Source organism: Streptomyces sp. GLSS-08 (genome assembly GCF_056387915.1).
In genome coordinates, this window is record NZ_JBWJAQ010000023.1 from 1 (window position 1) to 25,128 (window position 25,128).

Genomic DNA, 25,128 nt, shown 5'->3' on the forward strand with positions numbered 1-25,128 from the left:
CTCGCCGACCGCGTCCTGCCCGCCCTGACCGCCGCCGTACAGCTGCTGAAGAAGCAGGCACCCGAAGAAGCCGACAACTTCCGCAGCACCGTCCTGGTCGCCGTCGACGCCTCCACCCAGGCCCACAAGAACCAGCCCTCCCCCGCCCAGACCGCCATGACCCACAAGATCACCCAAGCCCTCGACGCCGCCTGACCACCCCAGCCCAAACGGCCCCGGGTCACCGAACGGGCCGAGTGCCCCGCCTGATGCCCTGTCGCCCCGACCCCGCCGGAGAGTTCTTCCGGCGGGGTCGAAGGGCTGTCCCGCCGCCTGGGGGTCTGTCCCGCCGGCGGGACAGGGCAAGGGCGGCCTCCGTGGGCCCCTCCGGCATCGAGGTGTCTTGAACTGCCGGTCCACGTGCGTGAACGTGGAGGTGATCTGACGACGCGGCAGGCGCGGCAACCGAGGGGGACGACGTGGGACACGCCGGCATGGACACGGATGTGGTGATCGCGGGCGCCGGGCCCACGGGCCTGATGCTCGCCTGCGAACTGCGGCTGGCGGGCGTCGACGTGGTGGTGGTCGAGCGGCTCGCGCAGCGCTCGGGCGAGTCGCGGGCCGGCGGGATCCACTCCCGCACCCTGGAGGTGCTGGACCAGCGCGGAATCCTGGACCGCTTCCTGGCGGAAGGCACCCTGCAGCCGGTGGGCCACTTCTCCGGCCTGTATCTCGACTTCGACGAGTCCGAGTCCCGGCACCCCTACCCGCTGATGATCCTCCAGTCCGCCATCGAGCGGCTCCTGGAGGAGTGGGCCACCGGGCTCGGCGTGCGGGTGCGCAGGTCGTGCGAGGTGAGCGGGATCCACCAGGACGAGGCCGGCGTGTCGGTCGAGCTGACCACACCGCAGGAGGCACCCGCGACGCTGCGCGGCCGCTACCTCGTGGGCTGCGACGGCGGGCGCAGCACGGTGCGCAAGCTGGCGGGCATCGACTTCCCCGGCACCGAGGCGACGATGACCGCGCTGATCGGCGACGTCGAACTGCCCGACCTGCCCGAGGACTACGTCTGGGTACGGCGTACCGCGGGCGGCGACTACTCGGCGATCGCCTTCGAACCGGGCTGGTACCGGGTGATCACCTCCGAGTTCGACCGCGTCGCGGGCCGCGACGAGCCGGTGACGTTCGAGCAGCTGCGGGAGTCGCTGGTCAGGGTCGCGGGCACCGACTTCGGGATGCGCAGCCCCCGGTGGGTCTCCCGGTTCAGCGACGCGGCGCGACAGGCCGCCCAGTACCGGCAGGGGCGGGTGCTGCTCGCGGGCGACGCGGCGCACATCCATTTCCCGGCCGGCGGGCAGGGGCTGAACATGGGGGTGCAGGACGCGGTCAACCTCGGCTGGAAGCTCGCCTCGGTGGTGCGCGGCCAGGCGCCGGAGGACCTGCTGGACACCTACCACGAGGAGCGCCACCCCGTCGGTGAGCGCGTGCTGCACAACACCCGGGCGCAGTCGGCGCTGGTGCGCCCCGGCCCCCAGACGGACGCGCTGCGTGAGGTGTTCAGCTCGCTGATGGTCTTCGACGACGTCAACCAGTACCTGCGCCACCTGCTGACGGCGCTGGACATCCGCTACCCGGCCGACGGCGACCACCCGCTGGTGGGCCGCCGGGTCCCGGACGCCGGCCTGGAGGCGGCCGGCGGCGCCGGCCGGGTGTACGAGCTGCTGCACGCCGCCCGTCCCGTCCTGCTGGACCTGCGGGGCAGCGCCGAGGTGGCGGCGGCCGTCAAGGGGTGGGCCGACCGCGTCGACCTGGTCGAGGCGCGCAGCGAGGACGGGCACTGGCCCGTCCCGGCCGTCGGCGAGCTGCCCGCTCCCGACGCGCTGCTCATCCGGCCCGACGGCCATGTCGCCTGGGCGGCCGCCGGCGGCGGCGCGCCCGACACCTCCGCGCTGCGGACCGCTCTCGCCACCTGGTTCGGGCCGGCCCTGCGGGGGTGAGACACCGCACGAGACGAACGGGCCCACCGGTCCAGGCTGCGGCAGCCGGTGCTCCGACCCAGACGAAGGGACACATCGACAGTGAACAGCACGTGGTTCCGACGCTTCACCACGGCCGCGGGAGACGGGCCGCGGCTCGTGTGCTTCCCGCACGCCGGGGGCTCCGCGACGGCATTCAAGGATCTGGCGCACGCGCTGCCCGCGCACTTCGACGTGGTGTCCGTGCAGTATCCGGGACGCCAGGACCGCTACCAAGAGGAGCCGTTCAGGGCCCTGGCGCCGCTCGTGGAGGCGGTGGCGCGGGAGCTGGCGCGCGAGCTGGCCGCGGACCGCGGACGGCCCTACGCCCTGTTCGGCCACAGCATGGGCTCGCTCGTCGCGTTCGAGACGGCCCGTCTCCTCGCCCAGCAGCAACTGCCGTCTCCGCAAATGCTGTTCGTCTCGGGCCGGGGTGCGCCGGACGCCCACGGCCACATCCCCTACCACCTCTACGACGACGCCGATGTGCTGGCCGACGTGCGCAGGCTGGGCGGCACCGACCAGTCCATGCTGGAGGACCCCGACGTCCTGGAGCTGGTGCTGCCGGCGCTGCGGGCCGACTACGGGGCCCTTGGCACGTACAGCTGGCGGCCGGGTGAGCCGCTCGCCGCTCCGGTGACCGCGCTGATCGGGGACAGCGACCCGATGGTGACGGCTCAGGAGGCCAGGACCTGGGAGAGGCACACCACCGGCGACTTCACCCTGAAGGTGTTTCCCGGGGGCCACTTCTACCTCTTCGACCAGCTCGGGCAGGTCGCGGCGGCCCTCACCGAGGGGCTGCTCACCGAGGCCGCCGCCGCCTGACCGGCACCCGCCTGCGGCGGCAGGCGGGTGCCGGGCGGTGAGCGGGACGAAGACCTCCGGTGCGGGAAGGGCCGACGCCTTCACCGCACCGGAGGTCTTCGTGTCCCCGGATCCCCGCCCCGGACTCAGCAGCTACCCCGGCCCCGGGGCCGGGGTAGCTGCTGAGTCCGGGGCGGCGGCGGCCGGTTGTGCTCCGCGGCGCCGCCCGGGGCTCAGGTGTAGGGGTAGAAGCCGCGGCCGGACTTCTTGCCCAGCAGGCCGCTCTCGACCATGCGCAGCAGCAGCGGCGGCGGGGCGTACAGCGGTTCCTTGTACTCCTCGTACATGGCCTGGGCGATGGCCACGGTGGTGTCCAGGCCGATGAGGTCGGCCAGGCGCAGCGGGCCCATCGGATGCGCGCAGCCTGCGGTCATGCCCTGGTCGAGGGTCTCGGCGCTCGCCAGGCCCGACTCGACCATGCGGATGGCGGACAGCAGGTAGGGGAACAGCAGCGCGTTGACGAGGAAGCCGGCCCGGTCGGGTGAGGCGATGGGATTCTTGCCCAGGACGTCGCGGGTGAAGGCCAGCGCCCGTGTGGCGACCGTCTCGTCCGTCAGCACCGAGGCGACGATCTCGACAAGTGGCAGCACCGGGACGGGGTTGAAGAAGTGCATGCCGAGGACGTGGCCCGGGCGGCGGGTCGCGGCGGCGAGGCGGGCGACCGGGATCGAGGAGGTGTTGGTCGCCAGGATCGCGTCCGGGTCCTCGACGATCTTGTCGAGGGTGGCGAACAGGTCCAGCTTGAGCTGCTCGTCCTCCTTGACCGCCTCGATCACCAGGTGGCGGTCCGCGAGGTCGGCGAGGTCGCGGGTGAACGTCACCCGCTCCCGTGCCGCGTCGCGCTCGTGCGCGGTGAGTTTGCCCTTGGTCACGGCCCGGTCGAGGGAGGCGGTCAGCCGCTGCGGTGCCTTCTGCAGTGATGCCTCGGAGAACACCGCGACCTTCACGTTCAGTCCGGCTCTGGCGCACAGTTCGGCGATGCCGGTGCCCATGATGCCGCTGCCGGCGACACCCACCCGGCCGATGCCGGTACCGGCGCTGTGTGTGGACGTGGTCATGTGTGGGCCCCCCAGGTCAGAAGTGATGCTCCGATGGACATGCCGCCGCCGAACCCGGCGAGCAGCACCAGCTCCCCCGGTGCCAGCGCGCCGGTGCGGTGGGCCTCGTCGAGTGCGACCGGCACCGAGGCGCTGCCGACGTTCCCGTACCTGATCAGGGTGCGGTGGGTGTGTGCGCCCTGCAGTCCCGCGCGTTCGACGACCTCGCCGAGCATCACGCCGTTGGCCTGGTGCGGGACGAAGTGGTCGACCGCGCCGATGTCCACGCCGGCCCGGCGGGCCAGTGCGAGGAGCGCGGGCGGCACGTGTTCGGCGACGAAGTCGCGTACCCCGCGGCCGTCCATCCTGAAGTAGTGGCCGCCTTCGGCGACGGTCGCCGCCGAGGCGGGCCTGCGGCTGCCGCCGGCCTCGACGCGGATCAGGTGGTGGGCGTCGCCGCGGCTGGACAGGTCACTGGCGATGATCCCGTAGGGCTGCGGCACCGCGCCGACGACGGCTGCCCCGGCTCCGTCGGCGAACAGGATCGCCGTCCTGTGGTCGGTGAAGTCCAGGATCCGCGAGTACACGTCCGCGCCGATCACCAGGACCCGGGCGTTCGGGCTCACGGTCACCAGGCTGTGGGCCAGTGACAGGGCGTAGACGAATCCGCTGCACACGACGTTGACGTCGAAGCAGGCCGCGCCGTAGGCGCCCAGGCCGTGCTGCACCAGGTAGGAGGTGGGGGGCTGGGGGAAGTCGCCGGTGGAGGTCGAGACGATGATGTAGTCGATCTGCTGCGCGGTCAGTCCGGACTGCTCCAGCGCCCGTTCGGCGGCCTTGACCGCCAGGTCGGACGTCGCCTCGTGCGGGGCGGCGTAGCGGCGTGAGCGGATCTGGGTCTTGCGTTCGATCCATTCCGCGGTGACGCCGACGCGTTCGGCGACCTCCTCGTTGCCCACCTCGTGCTTGGGCAGGTAGGAGCCGGTGGACAGTATGCCGATCCCCATGTCAGGACACCTCTGCGACGGCGGGCGCGGCGGGTGCGCGCAGCGGGTTCAGGCGCGCCGGCCCGATCTTCTCCCGCAGTGCGGGGTCGGTGACGCCGAGTCCTTCCTCGGGGGCGAGGCAGAGCACGCCGACCTTTCCGGTGTGCCGGTTCAGCTGGACCAGCCGTGCGGCCTCGCCGACGTCCTTGAGCGCGAACACCTCGGAGAGGACGGGGGAAAGGTGCCCGAGGCGGACGAGGCGGTTGCACTCCGCCTGCTCCTGGAGGTTGGCCGCGTGGCTGCCGATGATGCGCTTGAGGTTCATCCAGAGGTAGCGGTTGTCGAAGTGGTGGTCGTAGCCGGTGCTCGATCCGCAGGTGACGACCGTTCCGCCCTTGCGCACGACGAACACCGAGATCCCGAACGTGGCCCGCCCGACGTAGTCGAACACGACGTGCGGGTCCTCGCCGACGTGGCGCCGGATCTCCCGGCCGAGCCGTTTGCCGAGCTCGATGGTCCGCTCCGGGGTGGGCGCGCTGTCCCCGCCCATGCCGATGTCGTTGCGGTTGATCACCACGTCGCAGCCCAGGCGGCGCAGCGCCTCGGCCTTGCGTTCGGAGCTGACCACGCCGACGGCGATCCCGCCGGCGTTCTTCACCATCTGCACCGCGAACGCGCCCAGGCCGCCGGTGGCACCCCAGATGAGGACGATGTCGCCCTGTTTGATCCGTGCGCCGTTGGCGCCGACCAGCATCCGGTACGACGTCGTGGCGGTCAGCAGGACCCCCGCCGACTCCTCCCACGTGAGGTGGGCGGGTTTGGGCAGCAGCTGGCTCGCGCGCACCACCGCGTAGTGGGCGAGGCCGCCGAAGTTGGTCTCGTAGCCCCAGATCCGCTGGCCCGTGCCGAGCATCGCGTCGGCGTGGGTCGCCGGTTCCTGCTCGTCGACCTGGACGCAGCTGGCGACCACGTGGTCGCCCGTCCTCCAGTGCCGCACTCCCGCCCCGGTGCGTACGACGATGCCGGCCGCGTCCGAGCCCAGCACGTGATGCGGCTGGTCGTGGCGGGCTGCGTAGCCGCCCTGGCGGGCGTGGCGCCTGAGGAACTCGAAGGTGGGCACCGGCGCGAACGTCGCCGACCACACGGTGTTGTAGTTGATGGAACTCGCCATGACGGCGACGACCACCTCGTCCGGCGCGATCTGCGGCATCGGGACCTGACCGACGTGCAGCGACTTGCGGACGTCCTTGTCCTGCACGCCGTCGAACATGCCGACGTCGCGGGCCAGCAGGTGGGCGGCCTCGTAGGAGGGGGGAAGTTCGTGTCGCCCGATCTCCTGCGGGCCGGCCCCGGACAGCAGGGCTTCTGTCAAAGAGTCCATGATTCCCTTCCTCCGTCGCGGGAGAGCGGCCGGGCGGTGCTCACAGGACGGCGCCTTCCTTCGTGCGCCGGCGCAGGCTCGGCCTGCTGGACTGGCCGAGGTCCTTCCACATGTCCGACAGGCCGATGACGGTGCGTGCGGCGAACAGCCTGCGGATGGACACCTCCTGCTTGAGCTCCGCCCGGATCAGGCCGACCAGCCGGATCGCCCGCAGCGAGTTGCCGCCGAGGTCGAAGAAGTCCTCGTCGATGCCCACCCGGTCCAGTTCGAGCACGTCGGCGAACGCCGCGGCCAGCACCCGCTCGGTGTCGTTGCGCGGTGCCCGGTAGGTGCCCTCGTCGGACGCGGGCTCGGGAAGTGCCGCCCGGTCCACCCTTCCGTCGGCCGTCACCGGCAGGCGGTCCAGCACTGTGAACACCGACGGCACCAGCGACTCCGGCAGCCAGCCCGCGGCGAAGCGGCGCAGCTCGTCGGCCGAGACGCCGCTCCCGCCCGCCGGGACGACGTAGGCGGCCAGGCGCTGCTGCCCGGTGCCGTCCGTGCGGACGGCGACGACTGCGTGCGCGAGGGCGGTGTGCTCGCACAGCACCTCTTCGACCTCGGGCAGCTCGACGCGGACGCCGCGGACGTCGGCCTGTTCACCGGCCCGGGCCACGTACTCCAGGCGGCCGCCGGTGCCCCAGCGCACCCGGTCCCCGGTCCGGTGCATGAGCCCTCCGGGCGGGCCGAACGGGCAGGGCACGAAGCGCTCCGCGGTCGCTGCGGGCCGCCCGGGGTATCCGCGGGCCACGCCGGGGCCGGCCACGTACAGCTCTCCGGTCACGCCGACGGGGACCGGTGCAAGGCCCGGTCCAAGGACGTACAGGGCGGTGTGGTCCATGGGTTGGCCGGCCGTGCCGGCGTGGCGTACCGGTTCGCCGGCGGCCAGGCGGTGGCAGGCGGCGAACACGGTCGATTCCGTCAGGCCGTGGCCGTGGACGATCGTCAGTTCGGGGCAGGCCTTTTGGACGCGGCGCAGCGCGGCCGCGGAGACGCGGTCGCCGCCGGTCCACACCTCGCGCAGGCCGGCCAGCAGTTCGGGGCGCTGGGCCGCGATCGCGGAGAACTGGGCCGCGGGCAGCCACAGCGTGGAGATGTCGTGGGCGGCGCGTGCCTCGATCAGGGTGTCGATGTCGAGGGTGCCGGGGGGAGCCAGGACCACCCGGCCGCCGTTGAGCAGGGGCACCCACAGTTCGAGGGCGAGTGCGTCGCAGGTGTGCGGGGTGTGCCACAGCACGGTGGCCTGGCCGGCCGCGTGCCAGTGGTGGTCCAGGACGAACCGTTCCATGTTGCGGTGCGTCATCGCGACGGTGTCGTCCGCGGTGCCGGTCCGGGAGCCGTGCAGGACCGCGAGCAGGCTGTCCTGGTGTGCCGGGCGCACGGCGGGCGGCGCGCTGGTGTCGTCGCCGGTGCTGCCCCAGGCGAGGTCGTCGGCCGTGAGCACCGGGACGCCCAGGCCGGAGAGGTGTGCGGCGTTCGCGGTGTCGGTGAGCAGGGCGCGCGCCGAGGTCCGGCCGATCCGTGCCCTGAGGTGCTCCGCGGGGGCCGCCGGGTCGAGCGGCAGGTAGGCGCCGCCCGCCTTGACCACGCCCAGCAGGGCGACGGCCAGGTCCGCCGAGCGGGGCATCGCCACCGCCACGACCGTCTCGGGTCCCACGTGCCCGTGCAGCGCCCGGGCCAGGCGGCTGGAGCGTTCGTCCAGTTCCCGGTAGGTGAGCGTGGTGTCGCCCGACACCAGCGCGGGGGCGTCGGGGTGCTGTGCGGCCTGCCGGGCGAACAGCTCGGGCACCGTCGCTGTCGGGGCGGGGGTGTCCGTGCCGTGGGGTGCGCTGAGCACCTGCTCGCGTTCGGTGCCGCTCACCACGTCCAGCGCGCCGACCGGCTGCTCGCCGGCGGCCACCGCGGCACGGATGAAGGCGATCAGTTCCTCGCCGATGTGGCGCAGTTCCGCGCGGTGGTACAGGCGTGCCGGGGCGTCCAGGCGGATGAAGAGGTCACTGTCGGGGCTGCCGTCGGTGTAGACGCCGATCGACAGTTCCTCGAAGGTCCCGGTCGTCGCGCCGCGGTAGCGGGCCGGGCTGTCGCCGAAGCGCAGCTGCTCGACGAACTCGACGACGTTCACGACGGCGCCGTAGCTGCCGCGGCCGCTCAGGACGGTTTTGCTCGCGCGCTGGATGTCGGAGTAGTGGCAGGCGGTGTGGCCGGAGATCTCGTACGTCTCCTCGACGAGGGCGTCGGCGATCTCGGCGAAGGTCGCGTGCAGGTCGACGGCCACCCGTACGGGCACCACGTTGACGGCCAGGCCGGGCGTGCGGCTCGCCACGCCGACCCGGTTGCCCACGGCCAGTGAGATGAGGAACTCCGGGCGGTCGCAGCGGTGGCGCAGGAACACGCCGGCGGCCGCGGTCAGCATCTGCGACGTCCACAGGCCCATGGACTGGGCGGCCTTGGCCCAGGCGTCGGCCTCGGCGCGGGGTACGGACAGGGTCCGGCTGACCATGCCGATGGTCTCGGCGACCTCCGACCAGCGGTCGGCGCTGCTCAGCGGTTCGGACAGGGCCGAGCGCTGCGCGTCGGACAGGGCGACGCGTGGAACCTGTGCGGGCGGGGGCGCGTTCGTCAGGTACTCGCGCCAGAACTGCGTGTCCTCGGTGAACTTCGGGGAGTCGAGGTACTCCGTCGCCTCGGTCGCGAACGAGGCGGTGTCCCACGGGTGCGGCAGTTGCGGTACCGCCTCGCCGCGCGCCAGCGCCGTGTACACCTCGGCGAGGCGCTTGGAGAGCAGGCCGCCCGCGCCGAACCCGTCGGAGATGAGGTGGTGGTAGGCGATCACCAGGAGTGAGCGGGTTTTTGCGAGTTTGACCACGCCGAGCCGGAACAGCAGATCCCGTTCCAGGTCGAAGGGCTGGCGCACCAGGTCGGCCATGGCCTCGCGCGCCGCCTGTTCGGGGTCGGCCTCGGCGCTCAGGTCCAGGGAGAAGGGACGCCAGTCCCCCAGGTCCCGGGGGAGAAGGCGCAGTCCGCCGCCGTCGTCGGTGAAGTTGACGCGCAGCACCTCCGCCTCGTCCATCACGTGCAGGAACGCGGCCTCGATGACCGCCGCGTCCAGTTCACCGTCCACATCCCACATGGTCAGCGCATGGTTCGGCGTGTCGGGAGCCATTTCCTGCGCTCGCCACATGCCTTTATGCGCAGACGACGCACCGAACGAACGCACACAGATCAACCCCTCGACAAAAAGGTCCGGGACTCCGGAGGAATTCACAGCTCGCCCCCATCGTCAGGGGGGTGACTCAGCCGTTCAAGACAACTCGGTTCCCGGCGGGACACGCCGCCGTCGCGCTTGCGGTGTCCCGCCGGCGGGACACTTCGTGCGGGGCCGACCGCGTGCCGGGCACGGTGGGTTCACACCGTTCAGCGGGTGTCGCCCGTGGCCATCAGGGACACGATGTGCCCGGCGATCAGGCGTGGTGAGGGGTGCCGCAGCACCACGTTCGGCTTCAGTTTGCGTCCGGTGGACGCGGTGAGGCGTTTGCTCAGCTCCGACGACAGCATCGAGTCGAATCCAAGTTTCATGAACTCGTCGTCCGGGCCTACGGTCTCGCTCGAGGAATGCCCGAGGACGACAGCGACCCTCTCCAGGACGTGGTCCAGGACCAGTGCCTGCGCGTCGTCCGGGGGAAGGGCGCAGATCTGCTCCGACAGCGGGACGCGGCTCTCCTCGCCGGGGCCCGGCTGCGCCGGGGACACCTGTGCCGTGGCGGCCGCGGTGGGCGAGGAGCTGAGCCAGTACCGCTGCCGGGCGAACGCGTAGGTCGGCAGATCCACCCGCCGGCGTGTTTCGAACAGGGTGTCCCAGTCCACGGACCCGCCGCGGGTGTGGAGTGCGGCCAGCGAACCGAGCACGGCCTCCACCTCGCCCCGGCCGCGCCGCGAGGACGACAGGACCAGCGCGTCGTCCACGTCCTCGACGATCTCCTGCACCGGGACGGTCAGCACGGGGTGCGGGCTCATCTCGACGAACACCCCGAAGCCGTCCTCGGCCAGCCGGCGCACGGACGACTCGAAGCGGACCTTCTCGCGCAGGTTGTTGTACCAGTAGTCGGCGTTCAGTTCCGCGGTGTCGATGATCTCGCCGTACAGGGTCGAGTAGAAGGGCAGCTTCGACGAGGTGGGGCTCACGCCGGACAGTGAGGCGAGCACGTCGTCGCGGACCCGGGTCACGTGGTGGGAGTGGGAGGCGTAGTCGACGGATATCCGCCGGGCCTGGGCGCCGTCGGCCTTCATCTTCTCGACGAACTCGTCCAGGGCGTCCGGTTCCCCGGACACCACGACCGAGCGGGGTCCGTTGACGACGGCGACGCTCACCCGGCCGTTCCACGGAGCCAGCCGCTCCTGCACCACCTGCTCGGACTCCGCGACCGACGCCATCCCGCCGTGCCCGATCAGGCCCACCAGAGCCTTGCTGCGCAGTGCCACCACCCGGGTGGCGTCCCGCAGGGACAGCGCACCGCACACGTGGGCGGCGGCTATCTCGCCCTGGCTGTGGCCCACCACAGCGGCCGGCTCCACACCGAAGGACCGCCACAGGGCGGCCATGGACACCATCACCGAGAACAGTGCCGGCTGCACCACGTCCACCCGGTCCAGGGTGGGTGCGCCCGGCACGCCGCGCACCACGTCGAGCAGCGACCAGTCGACCCACTCGGCCAGGGCGGCCGAGCACGCCTCAAGGCTCCGCGCGAAGACGGGGAAGGCGTCGTACAGTTCGCGGCCCATGCCGACCCACTGGGAGCCCTGGCCGGGGAACACGAAGGCGACGCCTTTGAGGTCCCGGGCAGTGCCGCGGACCACCGCGGCCGACTCCCTGCCCTCGCTCAACGACGCCAGTGCGGCTGCCAGTTCGTCCCGGTCGCGGCCCAGGACCACCGCGCGGTGCTCGAACCTGCTGCGGCTGGAGACCAGCGACCAGCCGGCGTCGGCGAGGTCCAGGTCCGCGCCGGCGGTCACGAGATCCCGCAGCTTGCCCGCCTGCTGTTCCAGGGCTCTGGCGCTCTTGGCCGACACCACCCACGGCACCAGCCCGCCGACGACACCCGCACCCGCACCCGCACCCGTACCCGTACCCGTACCCGTACCCGCACCCGCACCCGCACCCGCACCCGCACCCGCACCCGCACCCGCAGTGTCCTGCCGCTGTTCCTGCGGCGGGGCCTCTTCCAGGATCACGTGCGCGTTGGTGCCGCTGACGCCGAAGGAGGACACGCCGGCCCGCCGCGGGCCGTTGCCCCGCTTCCACTCACGTCCCTGCGACAGGACCTCGACCGCGCCCGAGGACCAGTCCACGTGATGCGAGGGCTTGCCCACGTGCAGGGTCTTGGGCAGGTGTCCGTGGCGCATGGCCAGCACGGTCTTGATGACGCCGCCGACTCCGGCGGCGGCCTGGGCGTGGCCCATGTTCGACTTCAGCGATCCCAGCCACAGCGGGCTGCCGCTGTCCCGGTCCTGCCCGTAGGTGGCCAGCAGGGCGGCCGCCTCGATGGGGTCGCCCAGTACCGTTCCGGTGCCGTGGGCCTCGACCAGGTCCACCTCGCGGGCCGTGACGCCCGCGTTCGCCAGCGCCTTGCGGATCACCTTCTCCTGGGCGCGGCCGTTGGGGGCGGTCAGCCCGTTGGAGGCCCCGTCCTGGTTGACCGCGGACCCGCGGACGACGGCCAGTACCGGGTGGCCGTTGCGCCGGGCGTCGGACAGCCGCTCCAGGAGCAGCACCCCCGCCCCCTCGGCCCAGCCGGTCCCGTCGGCTCCGTCCGCGAAGGCCTTGCACCGGCCGTCGGCCGACAGCGCGCCCTGCCGGGAGAACTCCACGAACATCGCGGGCGTCGCCATCACCAGCGCCCCGCCCGCCAGGGCGAGCGAGCACTCCCCCGAGCGCAGCGACTGCACCGCCATGTGCAGGGCCACCAGCGACGACGAGCAGGCGGTGTCCACCGACACCGCCGGTCCGGTCAGGCCCAGTTCGTACGCCACCCGCCCGGAGGCGACGCTCAGCGCGCTGCCGTACAGCAGGTAGCCCTCCAGGTCCTTCTGGCCGCCTTCGAGGAAACGCCATCCGTACTCGGAGGAACTCACCCCGGAGAAGACGCCGACCTCTTCGCCGCGCACGTCGGCGGGGACGATACCGGCCCGCTCGAAGACCTCCCACGACGTCTCCAGCAGCAGGCGGTGGTGCGGGTCGACCGCCAGCGCCTCACGCGGGCTGATGCCGAAGAACTCCGCGTCGAAGCCGGCCACGTCGGCCAGGAACCCTCCCTGGCGCGTGTAGGCGCTGCCGGCGGCGTCGGGATCGGGGTCGTACACGTCCCGCCATCCGCGGTCCTGCGGGAAGTCCCCTACGACGTCGCGGCCCTCGCGGACCACGTCCCACAGTTCCTCGGGGGTCGAGACGCCTCCCGGGTAGCGGCAGGCCATGGCCACCACGGCGACCGGCTCGCCGCGGCCGGCTTTCAGCGCGTCGTTCTCCTGGCGGAGGCGGTCGCGTTCCTCCAGCAGGGTGCGCAGCGCCCGCTGGACCCGGTCCGCGCCGTCCGCCGCATGTTCCGCGGAGTTGGTCATGTCAGTTACCTCTTCTCATCCAGAGCCAGGTCGACCAGTGCTTCCAGATCCAGGTCCGACAGTTCGTCCGCGTCGGCCCGGGCCGGTGCGTCGCCGCCCGGCGCGGGTGCCTGGGCGCACGCCAGGACCAGCTCCAGGACGCCCGCGTCGCGCAGGCGCTCGATCGAGACGCTCCGCAGCACTTCGCGGATCGCGATGTCCTCGGCGCTCTGGGCGGTGGCCGGGTTGTCGTCGGCGGCCGGGCGCAGCAGGCCGCAGATGTGTTCGCTCAGCTCGCGCGGGGTGGGGTAGCTGAAGACGAGGGTGGAGGGCAGGCGCAGTCCGGTCGCGGCGGCCAGCCGGTTGCACAGTTCGACCGCGGTCAGCGAGTCGATGCCCAGCGGGGTGAACGCCTGGTCGGCGTCGACCCCCGCGCCGGAGGAGTGTCCAAGGACGACGGCGACCTGTTCGCGGACCCAGTCCAGGGCGGCTGCCCGGGCCTCGTCGGCTGGCAGCGTGGCCAGCTTCGCGGACAGTGCGGGCGAGGTGCCCTCGCCGGCCGTGCCGGCCGCGCCCACCCGGGTGCGGCGGGGCCGGCCGGCGTCGACGAGGTCGCGCAGGAGCGGGGGCACCTCCTCGCTGCTCCGCTCGCGCAGCGCGGCGAGGTCGAGGCGGGCCGGGACGAGGACCGGTTTGCCGCTCGCGCACGCCGCGTCGAACAGGGCCAGTGCCTCGCCGGTCGCCATCGCGGCGATGCCGGTGCGCCGCAGGCGGGCCAGGTCGGCCTCGTCCAGGTCGCCGGTCATGCCGCTGCTCTGCTCCCACCAGCCCCAGCACAGCGAGGTGCCGGGCAGGCCGGCGGCGCTGCGCTGGGCCGCCAGGCCGTCCAGGAAGGCGTTCGCCGCGGCGTAGTTGGCCTGTCCCGCGTTGCCGAGGGTGCCCGCCAGGGCGGAGAACTGGATGAACGCCGACAGGGTGTGCTGCTGGGTCAGTTCGTGCAGGTGGAGCGCGCCGCCGGCCTTGGCGCGCAGCACGTGGTCGATGCTGTCGGCGGTCAGCGATTCGACGGTGCCGTCCGCGAGGACACCCGCGGCGTGCACGACGGCGGTCAGCGGGTACCGGCCTGGCAGGTCGGTGGCGAGCAGGCCGGCCACGGCGGTGCGGTCCGCGATGTCGCAGGCCACGACCCGTACCGCGGCTCCCGCGTTTTCGAGGTCCGCGACCAGCTCGGGCACCCCGTCGGCGGCCGTTGCGCTGCGGCTGGCCAGCAGCAGGCTGCGTACGCCGTGCCGGGTGACGAGGTGGCGGGCCACGAGTGAGCCCACTCCCCCGGTCCCGCCGGTGACCAGCACGGTGCCGCCGCCGAAGCCGGCGCCCACGTCCAGGACCAGCTTTCCGGTGTGGCGGCCCTGGCTCATCTCGCGGAAGGTGTGGCGCGCGTCGCGGATGTCGCGCAGGGAGATCGGGTTCAGCCGCACCCGGCCGTCGGCGAACAGGTCCATGACGGCCTGGAACATGTCGTGGATCGCGTCCGGTCCCGCCTCGTAGAGGTCGAAGGCCCGGTAGTGGACTTGGGGGTGGTCGGCTGCCACCTGGCGGGGGTCGCGGATGTCCGTCTTGCCCATCTCCAGGAAGTGGCCGCCCTCGGGAAGCAGCCTCAGCGAGGCGTCGACGAAGGTGTGGGCGAGCGAGTTCAGGACGACATCCACCCCGCGGCCGCCGGAGGTGCGGCGGAACTTGTCGACGAAGTCCAGGTCGCGTGAGGAGGCCAGGTGGTCGTCGTCAAGTCCCAGGGCGCGCAGGGCGGGCCACTTGGCGGGGCTGGCGGTGGCGTAGATCTCGGCGCCGAGGTGCTGGGCCAGCTGGACGGCGGCCATCCCGACGCCGCCTGCCGCGGCGTGGATGAGGATGCGCTGGCCCCGGCGGAGCCTCGTGGCGTGGAAGAGCGCGTAGTAGGCGGTGAGGAAGGTGCACGGCACGGACGCCGCCTGGGCGTAGCTCCAGCCGTCGGGGACGGGCACGAGGGTGCGGTGGTCCGCCACGGCGGTGGGGCCGAAGGCGCCGGTGAAGATGCCGGTGACCCGGTCGCCCGGTGCCAGGCGGGTCACGTCGTCCGCCACGTCGAGGACGACTCCGGCGCCCTCGCTGCCGACTCCCGCGTCGATGGCCGTGCGGTCCACCAGCCCCAGCGCGATGGTGACGTCGCGGAAGTTGAGGCCCGCGGCCTGGACGGCGATGCGGACCTGACCGGCTGTCAGGGGCGCGTCCGCCTCGGGGCACGGGACCCAGGTCAGGTTCTCCAGCGTTCCCTTGGTGGGGATGCCCAGGCGGTGTCCGGCCGGCGGCGCGTCGAGGCGGCGGTCCGCGGGCGCGGCCGCGGCGAGGCGGGGGACGAGCAGGGCGCCGGCGCGCAGCGCCAGCTGGTCCTCCGCCAGGGCGAACGTGTCCGCGAGCCGGGCCCAGGACGTCTTCTCGTCGTCGATGTCCACCAGCTTGAACCTGCCGGGGTGCTCGGTCTGCGCGGAGCGGACCAGGCCCCACACGGACGCGCCGGGCAGGTTCTGGACGCTGTCGTGCGTGCCGGTGCCAAGGGCCCGGCGGGTGAGCACCACCAGCGTGGTCCGGGCCAGGGGTTCCTCGGTGAGCAGGCGCTGGAGCGTCTGCAGGACGCGCTTGTCGGTGTCGGCGACCGTACCGAGCGCATCGGGGCCGGCGGCGGTGGTGTCGTCCAGGTACAGGACGAGGTGTGCGGGCGCCTGCCCGGGCGGGATGTCGTCCAGGCGGGTGTAGAGCGCGGTGTCGGCGCCGGCCGCGTCGAGGAGCCGGGAGGCCGGGCCGCCGGGCGTGCCCAGGACGGCCCAGGGGCCGCGGCGGTTCCTGGGCGTGCCGGGGGCGGGCGGGCGCCACTGCAGTTCGTACAGCGACTGCTGGGCGCCGTGTGCGGCGCGGACCTGTTCGGCGTTGGCCGGGCGGAACGTCAGCGCCTGGATGCGGGCGAGTTCGTGGCCGTGCTCGTCGGCGACCGTCACGGACACGACGCCTTCGCCGGCCGGGGTGAGGCGCACCCGTACGCTCGCGCCGCACGGCCGGTCCAGTTCCACGCCGGACCAGGAGAAGGGCATCCAGCCCTGCTCGCCCGTCACCTCGATGACGCCGCCGGCGACCACCGCGTGCAGGACGGTGTCCAGCAGTGCGGGATGCAGGGCGAAGGCGCCGCCTGCCGGGCTCCCGGCGGTGTCGGGCAGGGTGGCGAGGGCGAAGAGGTCCTCGCCCTGCCGCCAGACCTCGCGCAGCCCGCGGAAGGCCGGGCCGTAGTCGAAGCCCGCGTCGGCGAAGGTGTCGTAGAGTCCGTCGGCGTCCAGCCGGCGGGCTCCGGCCGGCGGCCACACGGCGAGCGGGTGCGCCTGGTGGGCGGGGCCGTCCGGGCGCGGTGTGGCCGGTGCCAGGTTCCCCCGCGCGTGGCGTGTCCAGCCGCCCGCGGGGCCCTCGTCGCCGGGCCTGGCGTACACGTCCAGGGCGCGGCGTCCGGTGTCGTCCGCCGCGCCGGCGACGATGCGTATCTGCATGTCGCCGGCAGGGGGAAGGATCAGGGGGACTTCCAGGGTGAGTTCCTCCACGGCGCCGCACCCGAGGTGGTCGCCGACCGACAGCGCCAGGTCCAGGTGGGCCGTCGCCGGTACGACGACCGCGCCGAACACGGTGTGATCGGCCAGCCAGCCGTGGGTTTGCAGGGACCACAGGTCGGTGAAGACCACCTCGTCGGTGCCGGGGTGGTCCATGACGGCGCCGAGCAGCGGGTGCTGCGGCGCGGACAGGCCGGCGGAGGTGACGTCGGCCGGCTTGCTGCCGGCGCGGAAGTCCAGCCAGTAGCGCTGCCGCTGGAACGCGTACGTGGGCAGGTCGGTCCTGCGGCGTGTGCCGAACAGCGCGTCCCAGTTCACGCTCGCGCCGGTGACGTGCAGGCCGGCCAGTGCGGCGAGCAGGGCCCGCGGTCCCTGGCGGTCGCGCCGTGACGCCGACAGGACCAGCGCGTCGTCGACGCCCGCGCCGGCGAAGGCCTCCTGGGTGATGCCGGTGAGTGTCGCTCCCGGCCCCACCTCGAGGAAGACGCTCGCGCCTGCGGTGCGGGCGCACTGCACGGCGTCGTGGAAGCGGACGGGTTCCCGGACGTGGCCGACCCAGTACTCGACGGACGTCAGCTCCTGGAGCGTTGCGTTGCGTCCGAGCCGGGTGGAGACGAGGGGAACGCTCATCTCGCCGGCGGGCAGCGCGCCGAGCGCCGCCGCGAACTCCGCCAGGATCGGGTCCATGAGCGGGGAGTGGAACGCGTGGTCGACGGGGAGGAGTTTCGCGGACCTGCCGTCGGCCAGGAGCCGGTCCCGCAGGGCGTGGACCTGGTCGCGCAGGCCCGAGACCACCACCGAGTCCGGGCCGTTGACGGCGGCGATGCCGACCCGTTCGTAGGCCGGGAGCAGGGCGCTCACCTCGGCGTCGGAGGCGCGTACGGCCAGCATGGCGCCGTGCTCGGTGACCGTGCGCATGATGCGTCCGCGGGCGGCCACCAGCCGGGTCGCGGTGTCCAGGGCGAGGGCTCCGCAGACGTGGGCGGCGGCGATCTCGCCGACGGAGTGGCCGATCAGGTGGTCCGGTCGCGGGCAGTACTGCTCCAGGAGCCGGTAGAGGCTGACCTGGAGGGTGAACAGGGCCGGCTGGGCGATGTCCGTGCGCTCGCGTTCCGCGGGGTCGTCGGCGAGGAGCACCGGCTTGAGGGCGAAGGGCAGGTGCGTGTCGAAGCGTGCGCAGATCTCGTCCAGGCTCCGGGCGAAGACGGGGAAGGTGTCGTACAGCTGGCGTGCCGCGCCGGCCCAGGGTGAGCCCTGGCCCGGGAACATGAAGACGGTGCCGCCCCTTTCCGCGGTGACGCCGCGGATGACGTCGGTGGACTCCGCGCCGTCGCGCAGCGCCTTCAGGGCGTTCAGCAGCTCGTCGCGGTCGTGTCCCAGGACCACCGCGCGGTGCTCGAAGGGGGTGCGGCTGGAGACCAGGGACCAGCCGGCGTCGGCGAGGTCCAGGTCCGCGTCGGCGGCGAGGAAGTCGTGCAGGGCGGCCGCCTGCTGGTGCAGGGCTCTGGCGTTCTTGGCCGACACCACCCACGGCACCGGGCCGGCGGTGACGTCCGGGTGCGGGCCGTCCTGCTGCTGTTGTTCCTGCGGCGGGGCCTCTTCCAGGATGACGTGTGCGTTGGTGCCGCTGACTCCGAAGGCGGACACGCCGGCGCGGCGGGGGCGGCCGGGTGTGCTCGGCCACTGCCGGGCCTCGGTGAGCAGCTCCACCGCTCCGGCCGACCAGTCGACGTGGGTGGAGGGGCGGTCCACGTGCAGGGTCCGGGGCAGCATGCCGTGCCGCATCGCCATGACCATCTTGATGATGCCGCCGACGCCGGCGGCGGCCTGGGTGTGGCCGATGTTCGACTTCAGCGATCCCAGCCACAGCGGGCCGGTCTCGTCCCGGTCCTGCCCGTAGGTGGCCAGCAGGGCGCCGGCCTCGATGGGGTCGCCCAGCGTCGTGCCGGTGCCGTGTGCCTCCACCACGTCCACCTCGCTCGCCTGGACCCGGGCGTTGGCCAGCGCCGATTTGATGACGCGCTGCTGGGCGGGGCCGCTGGGCGCGGTCAGTCCGTTGGAGGCGCCGTCCTGGTTGATCGCCGAGCCGCGGATGACGGCCCAGATCCTGCGGCCGTTGCGCTGTGCGTCGGAGAGCCGCTCCAGGACCAGTACGCCGACGCCCTCGGCGAAGCCGGTGCCGTCGGCGGCGTCCGCGAACGCCTTGCACCGGCCGTCGGCCGACAGGCCCCGCTGGCGTGACATCTCGCGGAACACCTGCGGCATCCCCACGACGGTGACACCGCCGGCCAGGGCCAGGCCGCATTCGCCCTGCCGCAGCGACTGCACCGCCTGGTGCACGGCCACCAGCGACGAGGAGCAGGCGGTCTCGGTCGACACCGCGGGGCCCTCCAGGCCCAGCGTGTACGCCACCCGGCCCGAGGCCACGCTCAGCAGGGAGCCGACCTGTCCGTAGCCCGCGATGGCCTCGGGGGTTTCGAAGTGGTTGCCGTATCCGAAGTAGGCGAGGCCGGCGAACACGCCGGTGTCGCTGCCGCGCAGGGTCTCGGGGTCGATGCCGGCCCGTTCCACCGACTCCCACGAGGTTTCCAGGAGCAGCCGCTGCTGCGGGTCGGCGGAGAGCGCCTCGCGGGGGCTGATCCCGAAGAAGTCGGCGTCGAAGTCACCGGCGTCGTAGAGGAATCCGCCCGAGCGGGTGTAGCAGGTGCCGGGGTGGTCGGGGTCCGGGTGGTGCAGGTTCTCCAGGTCCCAGTGGCGGTCGTCGGGGAAGTCGGACACGACGTCCGCGCCGGTGCGCACCAGTTCCCACAGTTCCTCCGGGGAGGCCGCTCCGCCGGGGTAACGGCAGGCGACACCGACGATCGCGACGGGTTCGGCGGCGGCGTCGGTGACCTCCTGCAGGCGCTTGCGTGTCTCGAGCAGTTCGATCGAGGTCCGCCTGAGGTAGTCGAGGACCTCGGCGTTGTTGTCGTTGGTCATCGCTCTCCCCTAGCCGAGTTCTTTGTCGAGCAGCGAGAGGAGTTCTCCCGCCGAGGCCGAACTGATCTGGTCGACGATGCCGACCGGTGATCCGGCGCCCGCCATCGAACGGACTCGGCCCTGCAGTTCGCCGAGCAGAGTGGAAATGGTGGTCCGGTCCTCCTGTGCGAGGGCGAGGAACGCGTCCTCGAGCCGGGCGCCCAGGCCTTCGATCTCCTGGACCAGGTGACGGGCCGGGGACTGCGGCCCGGCGGCGGTGCCGGGGGTGGCGCTCTGCTGGAGGAACCGGGCGAGGGCGGCCGGGTTGGGGTGGTCGAAGACGAGGGTGGCGGGCAGTTTCAGGCCGGTCACCGCCGCCAGTTTGTTCCGCAGTTCCAGTGCCGTCAGCGAGTCGATACCGAGTTTCTTGAACGTCTCTGCGGGGCCGACCCGTCCGGTGTCGGAGTGACCGAGGACGAGCGCGGTCTGGGTGCGTACGGCATCGAGGAGCGCCGTCTCGGCCTCCTGCGGCGGCAGCGACTTCAGCTGCTGGGCGAGGGCGGGGCCGGCCGGCTCTCCGCCCGCCGGGCCGCCGGGTGAGGCGGGTGTCCCGGCCAGGGTGCGCAGGAGCGGGGAGGTGGGCCGGGCGGGGTCGGGTGTGCGCAGTGCGGCGAGGTTCAGCCGTACGGGCACCAGTACCGGCTCGTCGGCGGCGAGCGCCGCGTCGAAGAGCGCGAGCCCTTCCGGCGTCGACAGGGGCTGTACGCCCTGGCGTTGCATGCGTGCGACGTCCGCGTCGCTGAGGCCCGCGCTCATCTCGCTGCGCTCGGCCCAGAAGCCGAAGCACAGCGCGCCGGCCGGCAGTCCCTGGGACCGGCGGGTGTGCGCCAGGTCGTCGAGGAAGGCGTTGGCGGCCGCGTAGTTGGCCTGGCCCGCCGTGCCCAGGACGCCGGCGATCGAGGAGAACAGTACGAACGCGGACAGGTCCAGGTGGGCGGTCAGCTCGTGCAGGTGCCAGGCGCCGCGCACCTTGGGGGCGAGGACCGCGTTCACGCGTTCCTCGGTGAGGGCCTGGACGATGCCGTCGTCCAGGGTGCCGGCGCAGTGGATCACCGCGGTCAGCGGGTGTTCGGCGGGCACCGCGGCGATCAGTGCGGCGAGCGCGTCGCGGTCGGTGACGTCGCAGGCGACGATGTCGACGTGGGCGCCGGCCGCGGTCAGTTCCTCGCGCAGGGCGGCCGCGGCCGGGGCGGCCTCTCCGCGCCTGCTGGTCAGCACCAGCCGGCGTACCGCGTGCCGCTGGACGAGGTGGCGGGCCAGGAGGGCGCCCAGGCCGCTGGTGCCGCCGGTGATCAGTACCGAACCGGTCCCCAGCGCGGAGGTTCCCGGTGTCCGGCCGGGCCTGCCCCGGCCGGGCAGGTGGGCCAGGCGGGGGGTGCTGACCATGCCGGAGCGGATCTTGAGCTGGGCTTCGCCGGTTGCGGCCGCCGCCGGCACAAGGGCCCACGAGTCGGGCCTGCCGTCGGTGTCCACGAGGGTGAAGCGGCCCGGGTTCTCGGTCTGCGCGGTGCGCACGAATCCCCACAGGGCGGCCGCCGCGGGATCGGTGCGGGTGACCTGCTCGTCGTGGAATGCGTCCCGGGTCACCAGGACCAGGCGGGTGGCGGAGAACCGCGCGTCGCCGAGGAAGCCCTGCGTCCAGCGCAGCACGCGGTGGAGGGTGTGCTCGACGGCGGCGGGGGTGTCGGCGCCGTCCGCGGGTTCGACGCACGCGATGACGACGGAGGGTATGTCGTCACCGCGGGCGGCGAGTTCCTCGAAGTCGGCGTAGGACGCCTGTCCCGGTGCCGGGGGCACGGCGTGCGCGCCGGGTGCGATCAGTGCGTAGCGGCCCGTGGCCCGGCCGGGTGGGAGCGGGAGGGGTTCCCAGTCCACCTGGAACAGCGAGTCCTGGTGGTCGAAGCTCAGCTCGGTCAGCCGGGCGACGTCCACGGGCTCCAGGGTCAGTGAGGCGATGGCGGCGACGGGGTTTCCGTTCTGGTCCGCGAGGGTCACCGACAGCGTGTTCTCGCCCGCCGGGGCCAGCCGCACGCGCAGCGCGGTCGTCTGGGCGGGGCCGATGCGCAGGCCCGTGCAGCGGGACGGCAGCCAGCCCTCGGGCCGGGAGGTGTCGACGAAGTGTCCCAGGCCGACCGGGAGCAGCGCGGCCTGGAGCAGCGCCGGGTGGAGGGTGAAGCGGCTCTGGTGGGCGGTGTCGGATGCGGGCAGTTCGACCTCGGCGAACAGGGTCTCGCCCGTGCGCCACACCTGCCGCAGGGCGGACGGCAGGGGCCCTTGGCCCAGCCCGGGGGCGGCGGGCCAGGTGTGCTCGTCCTCGAAGGGCACGCTCACCGCGCCCGGGGGCGGCCACGCGGTGAGGCCGTCGGCCCGGTGGGCCTGCGCGGGCCCGGCTTTGGCGGTTCCGGTGGCGTTGCGGGTCCACCGGTCCTCCTCCTTTGCCCGGGAGTGCACGCTGAGTTCGCGTTTGCCGTCGACGACGACGCGGATCTCGCGCTCGGCCGTGCGGGACAGCACCAGGGGTGTCTCCAGGGTGAGTTCGTCGACGACGTCGCAGCCCGCCTTGTGCGCGGCCCACGCCGCCAGCTCCGCGAGCACCGTGGCGGGCACCAGGGCGGCGCCGTGGACGGTGTGGTCGGCGAGCCAGGGGTGGCGCTCCAGCGACAGCCGGCCGCTGCCCACGACTCCGCGGTGCCCGCCGTCGTCGGGCAGTTCGATGACGGCGTCGAGCAGCGGGTGGTCCGACGTGCTCGCGGTGGTGGTCTCGGCGGGGGTGTTCAGCCAGTAGCGCTGCCGCTGGAAGGCGTAGGTGGGCAGCTCGGCCCACCGGCCGTCCCCGCTCCCGAACGCCGCCTGCCACGACACCGCGGCGCCCGCCACGAAGGCCTCGGCGGCCGACCGGTGGAGCCGGGCGAAGCCGCCCTCGTCGCGGCGCAGCGACCCCACCGCGAAGCCGGTGGCGCCGGGGGTGGTGTCGAACATCTCCTGGATGGTCATCACCAGCAGCGGGTGCGGGCTGAGTTCGATGACGGCGCTGTCGGGTTCCTGGGCGACCAGGCCGCCCATGGCGGCCGCGAACTGGACCGGTTCGCGCAGGTTGCGGTACCAGTAGGCCTCGTCGAGGTCCAGGGGGTCGATCAGTTCGCCGGTCACCGTCGAGTGGATCGCCACCGGTGAGGGGCGGGGGGTGATGCGGCCGAGTTCCGCCTGGAGGCGGCCGTCGAAGCGGTCCATCAGCGGGGAGTGGCCGGGCACGCTGGACTTGATCAGGCGGGCGCGGGCGCCCTGGGCCTGGCAGGTGGCGACCAGTTCCTCGACCGCGCCGCTCTCCCCCGAGACGGTCGTGGAGTTCGGTCCGTTCACCGCGGCGATCCCGATCCGGGACTCGTGTCCCTTCAGCAGGTCCTTGACGCGCTGGGCGGGCAGCAGGATCCCGGCCATGCTGCCCTGCCCGGTGACGGTGGCCAGCAGCCGGGACCGCAGGGCGACGATCTTCGCCGCGTCCTGCAGGGTCAGGGCGCCCGCGACGTAGGCGGCGGCGATCTCGCCCTGGGAGTGGCCGATCACCGCATCCGGTGTCACTCCCAGCGAACGCCACACCTGCGCCAGGGACACCATCACCGCGAACAGCACCGGCTGGACGACGTCGATGTCCTCCAGGTCCGCCGCCCGCGGTCCTCCGCAGACGGTGTCGATCAGCGGCCAGGACACCCACGGCTGGAGTGCCTGCGCGCAGGCGCGCAGTTCCTCGGCGAAGACGGGGGAGGTCTCCCACAGTTCCCGGCCCATGGCGGCCCACTGCGCCCCCTGGCCGGGGAAGACGAACACGGTCTTGCCCACCGGTTTCGCCACCGCGGACACCGGGCCGGCGGGGCCGGGCTCCTCGCCCGCGGCGGCGGCGGCCAGGGCGTTGAGCAGGGCGTCCCGGTCGGCGCCGATCACCACCTGGCGGTGCTCGAACAGTGAGCGTGTCGTCACCAGTGCGCGTCCCACGTCGGCGGGCGTCAGGCTCTCGTCGGCGGCCACGAACTCCCGCAGCCGGGCAGCCTGTTCGCGCAGGGCCTGCTCCGAGCGCGCCGACAGCACCCACGGCACCGACCCGCCGGCCGGAACCCCGGGGGCCGCGGGAGTCCCGGGGATCTCGGCGCCCTCACGGGCCCCCGAGGTCTCGGGAGTCTCGGAGGTCTCGGGGGTCTCGGGGGTTTGGGGGGCCTGTTCCAGGATCAGGTGCGCGTTGGTGCCGCTGATCCCGAAGGACGACACGCCCGCCCGGCGGGGCCGGCCCTGCGTCGTGGTCCACGCGCGGGCCTCGGTGAGCAGCTCCACCGCTCCGGCCGACCAGTCGACGTGGGCCGAGGGGCGGTCCACGTGCAGGGTCTTGGGCAGCACGCCGTGCCGCATCGCCATGACCATCTTGATGATGCCGCCGACGCCGGCGGCGGCCTGGGTGTGGCCGATGTTCGACTTCAGCGATCCCAGCCACAGCGGGCTGCCGGGCTCGCGGTCCTGCCCGTAGGTGGCCAGCAGGGCCTCGGCCTCCATGGGGTCGCCCAGCCGGGTGCCGGTCCCGTGCGCCTCCACCGCGTCCACGTCGGTGACGCGGAGCCCGGCGTCGGCCAGGGCGGCGCGTACGACCCGCTGCTGCGCCAGGGGGTTGGGGGCGGTCAGTCCGTTGGAGGCGCCGTCCTGGTTGATCGCCGAGCCGCGGATGACGGCCCAGATCCTGCGGCCGTTGCGCTGTGCGTCGGAGAGCCGCTCCAGGACCAGCACGCCCGCGCCCTCGGAGAAGCCGGTGCCGTCGGCGGCGTCCGCGAACGCCTTGCACCGGCCGTCGGCCGACAGGCCCCGCTGCCGGGCCAGTTCCACGAACATCCCCGGCGTCGGCAGTGTCGACACGCCGCCGGCCAGCGCCAGCGTGCACTCCCCCGACCGCAGGGAGCGCACGGCCTGGTGGACGGCCACCAGCGAGGCCGAGCACGCGGTGTCGGTCGACACCGCCGGGCCCTCCAGGCCCAGCACGTACGCCACCCGGCCCGAGGCCACGCTGAGGTAGGTGCCGGTGAGGGAGAAGCCCTCCACCTCGCCGCCCGCGCCGCCGCCCATCCGCGGCCCGTAGTCGACGTTGTAGAGCCCGGTGAACACCCCGGTCGGGGAGCCCCGCAGGGCGGCCGGGTCGATCCCCGCCCGCTCCAGCGCCTCCCACGTGGTTTCCAGCATCAGCCGCTGCTGCGGGTCCATCGCCAGCGCCTCGCGCGGGCTGATGCCGAAGAACGGCGCGTCGAACTCCGCGAGGCCGGGCAGGAACCCGCCGGTGCGGGTGTACGTCTTTCCGTGCGCCTCGGGGTCCGGGTCGTACAGCGCCTCCACGTCCCACCCGCGGTCCAGCGGGAAGTCGCCCATCGCGTCCACCCCCTCGGACACGACGTGCCACAGCCCTTCGGGGGACGTCACCCCACCGGGGAAGCGACACCCCACACCCACGACGGCGATGGGCTCGCGCGCGGACTCCTCCAGCTCGCGCACCCGCTCGCGCAGTTCCTGCGCGTCACCGACGGCACGTCGCAAGTAGGAGCGGAGCTTGTCGACTTCCTCCACCGG

The 25,128-nt window shown here is 73.2% G+C and carries 8 protein-coding genes and 2 pseudogenes; 3 read left to right on the forward strand and 7 right to left on the reverse strand.

Going from position 1 to position 25,128, the window contains the following annotated elements; translation table 11 throughout:
• From AC0ZLC_RS29575 to AC0ZLC_RS29585, 3 genes and pseudogenes are all read left to right on the forward strand, one after another.
• Positions 1 to 195: pseudogene (locus AC0ZLC_RS29575) on the forward strand (hypothetical protein); the annotation flags it as partial.
• A gap of 278 nt (positions 196 to 473) precedes the next feature.
• Complete coding sequence (locus AC0ZLC_RS29580; protein WP_476755003.1) at positions 474 to 1,976, forward strand: FAD-dependent monooxygenase; 1,503 nt, start codon at positions 474 to 476, stop codon at positions 1,974 to 1,976.
• Positions 1,977 to 2,057: 81 nt separating this feature from the next.
• Entirely contained in the window at positions 2,058 to 2,819 is a 762-nt protein-coding gene (locus tag AC0ZLC_RS29585; RefSeq protein ID WP_476755004.1) for a thioesterase II family protein, read from the forward strand.
• 212 nt (positions 2,820 to 3,031) lie between these two features.
• Here the strand turns inward: AC0ZLC_RS29585 and AC0ZLC_RS29590 are convergent, their stop codons facing one another.
• From AC0ZLC_RS29590 to AC0ZLC_RS29620, 7 genes and pseudogenes are all read right to left on the reverse strand, one after another.
• Positions 3,032 to 3,916, reverse strand: a complete 885-nt coding sequence (locus AC0ZLC_RS29590) for a 3-hydroxybutyryl-CoA dehydrogenase (RefSeq protein ID WP_476755005.1) — start codon at positions 3,914 to 3,916, stop codon at positions 3,032 to 3,034.
• Complete coding sequence (locus AC0ZLC_RS29595) at positions 3,913 to 4,902, reverse strand: 3-oxoacyl-ACP synthase III family protein (protein WP_476755006.1); 990 nt, start codon at positions 4,900 to 4,902, stop codon at positions 3,913 to 3,915. The genes AC0ZLC_RS29590 and AC0ZLC_RS29595 overlap by 4 nt, the downstream gene beginning before the upstream one ends.
• A 1-nt stretch (position 4,903) precedes the next feature.
• On the reverse strand, positions 4,904 to 6,262 hold the full coding sequence (gene ccrA, locus AC0ZLC_RS29600; protein WP_476755007.1) for a crotonyl-CoA carboxylase/reductase: 1,359 nt from the start codon (positions 6,260 to 6,262) through the stop codon (positions 4,904 to 4,906).
• A 40-nt stretch (positions 6,263 to 6,302) separates the two neighbouring features.
• Positions 6,303 to 9,566 carry a non-ribosomal peptide synthetase gene (locus AC0ZLC_RS29605; protein WP_476755008.1) on the reverse strand — a complete coding sequence of 1,088 codons (3,264 nt, stop codon included), beginning with the start codon at positions 9,564 to 9,566 and terminating at the stop codon, positions 6,303 to 6,305.
• Positions 9,567 to 9,715: 149 nt separating this feature from the next.
• Positions 9,716 to 12,913, reverse strand: coding sequence for a type I polyketide synthase (locus tag AC0ZLC_RS29610; RefSeq protein WP_476755009.1), 3,198 nt, complete (start codon positions 12,911 to 12,913; stop codon positions 9,716 to 9,718).
• Positions 12,914 to 12,918: 5 nt separating this feature from the next.
• Positions 12,919 to 19,494 (reverse strand): type I polyketide synthase, encoded by a 6,576-nt coding sequence (locus AC0ZLC_RS29615; RefSeq protein WP_476755010.1) that lies wholly within the window; start codon positions 19,492 to 19,494, stop codon positions 12,919 to 12,921.
• A 9-nt stretch (positions 19,495 to 19,503) separates the two neighbouring features.
• A pseudogene (locus AC0ZLC_RS29620) lies at positions 19,504 to 25,101 on the reverse strand (type I polyketide synthase); the annotation flags it as partial.
• Between the last annotated feature and the right edge of the window lie 27 nt (positions 25,102 to 25,128).

Bases quoted from the DNA above. Each gene is read 5' to 3' on its own strand.
- ccrA (WP_476755007.1), bottom strand. From the start codon at position 6,262: ATGGACTCTTTGACAGAAGCCCTGCTGTCCGGGGCCGGCCCGCAGGAG.
- AC0ZLC_RS29580 (WP_476755003.1), top strand. From the start codon at position 474: ATGGACACGGATGTGGTGATCGCGGGCGCCGGGCCCACGGGCCTGATG.
- AC0ZLC_RS29595 (WP_476755006.1), bottom strand. From the start codon at position 4,902: ATGGGGATCGGCATACTGTCCACCGGCTCCTACCTGCCCAAGCACGAG.
- AC0ZLC_RS29615 (WP_476755010.1), bottom strand. From the start codon at position 19,494: ATGACCAACGACAACAACGCCGAGGTCCTCGACTACCTCAGGCGGACC.
- AC0ZLC_RS29610 (WP_476755009.1), bottom strand. From the start codon at position 12,913: ATGACCAACTCCGCGGAACATGCGGCGGACGGCGCGGACCGGGTCCAG.
- AC0ZLC_RS29590 (WP_476755005.1), bottom strand. From the start codon at position 3,916: ATGACCACGTCCACACACAGCGCCGGTACCGGCATCGGCCGGGTGGGT.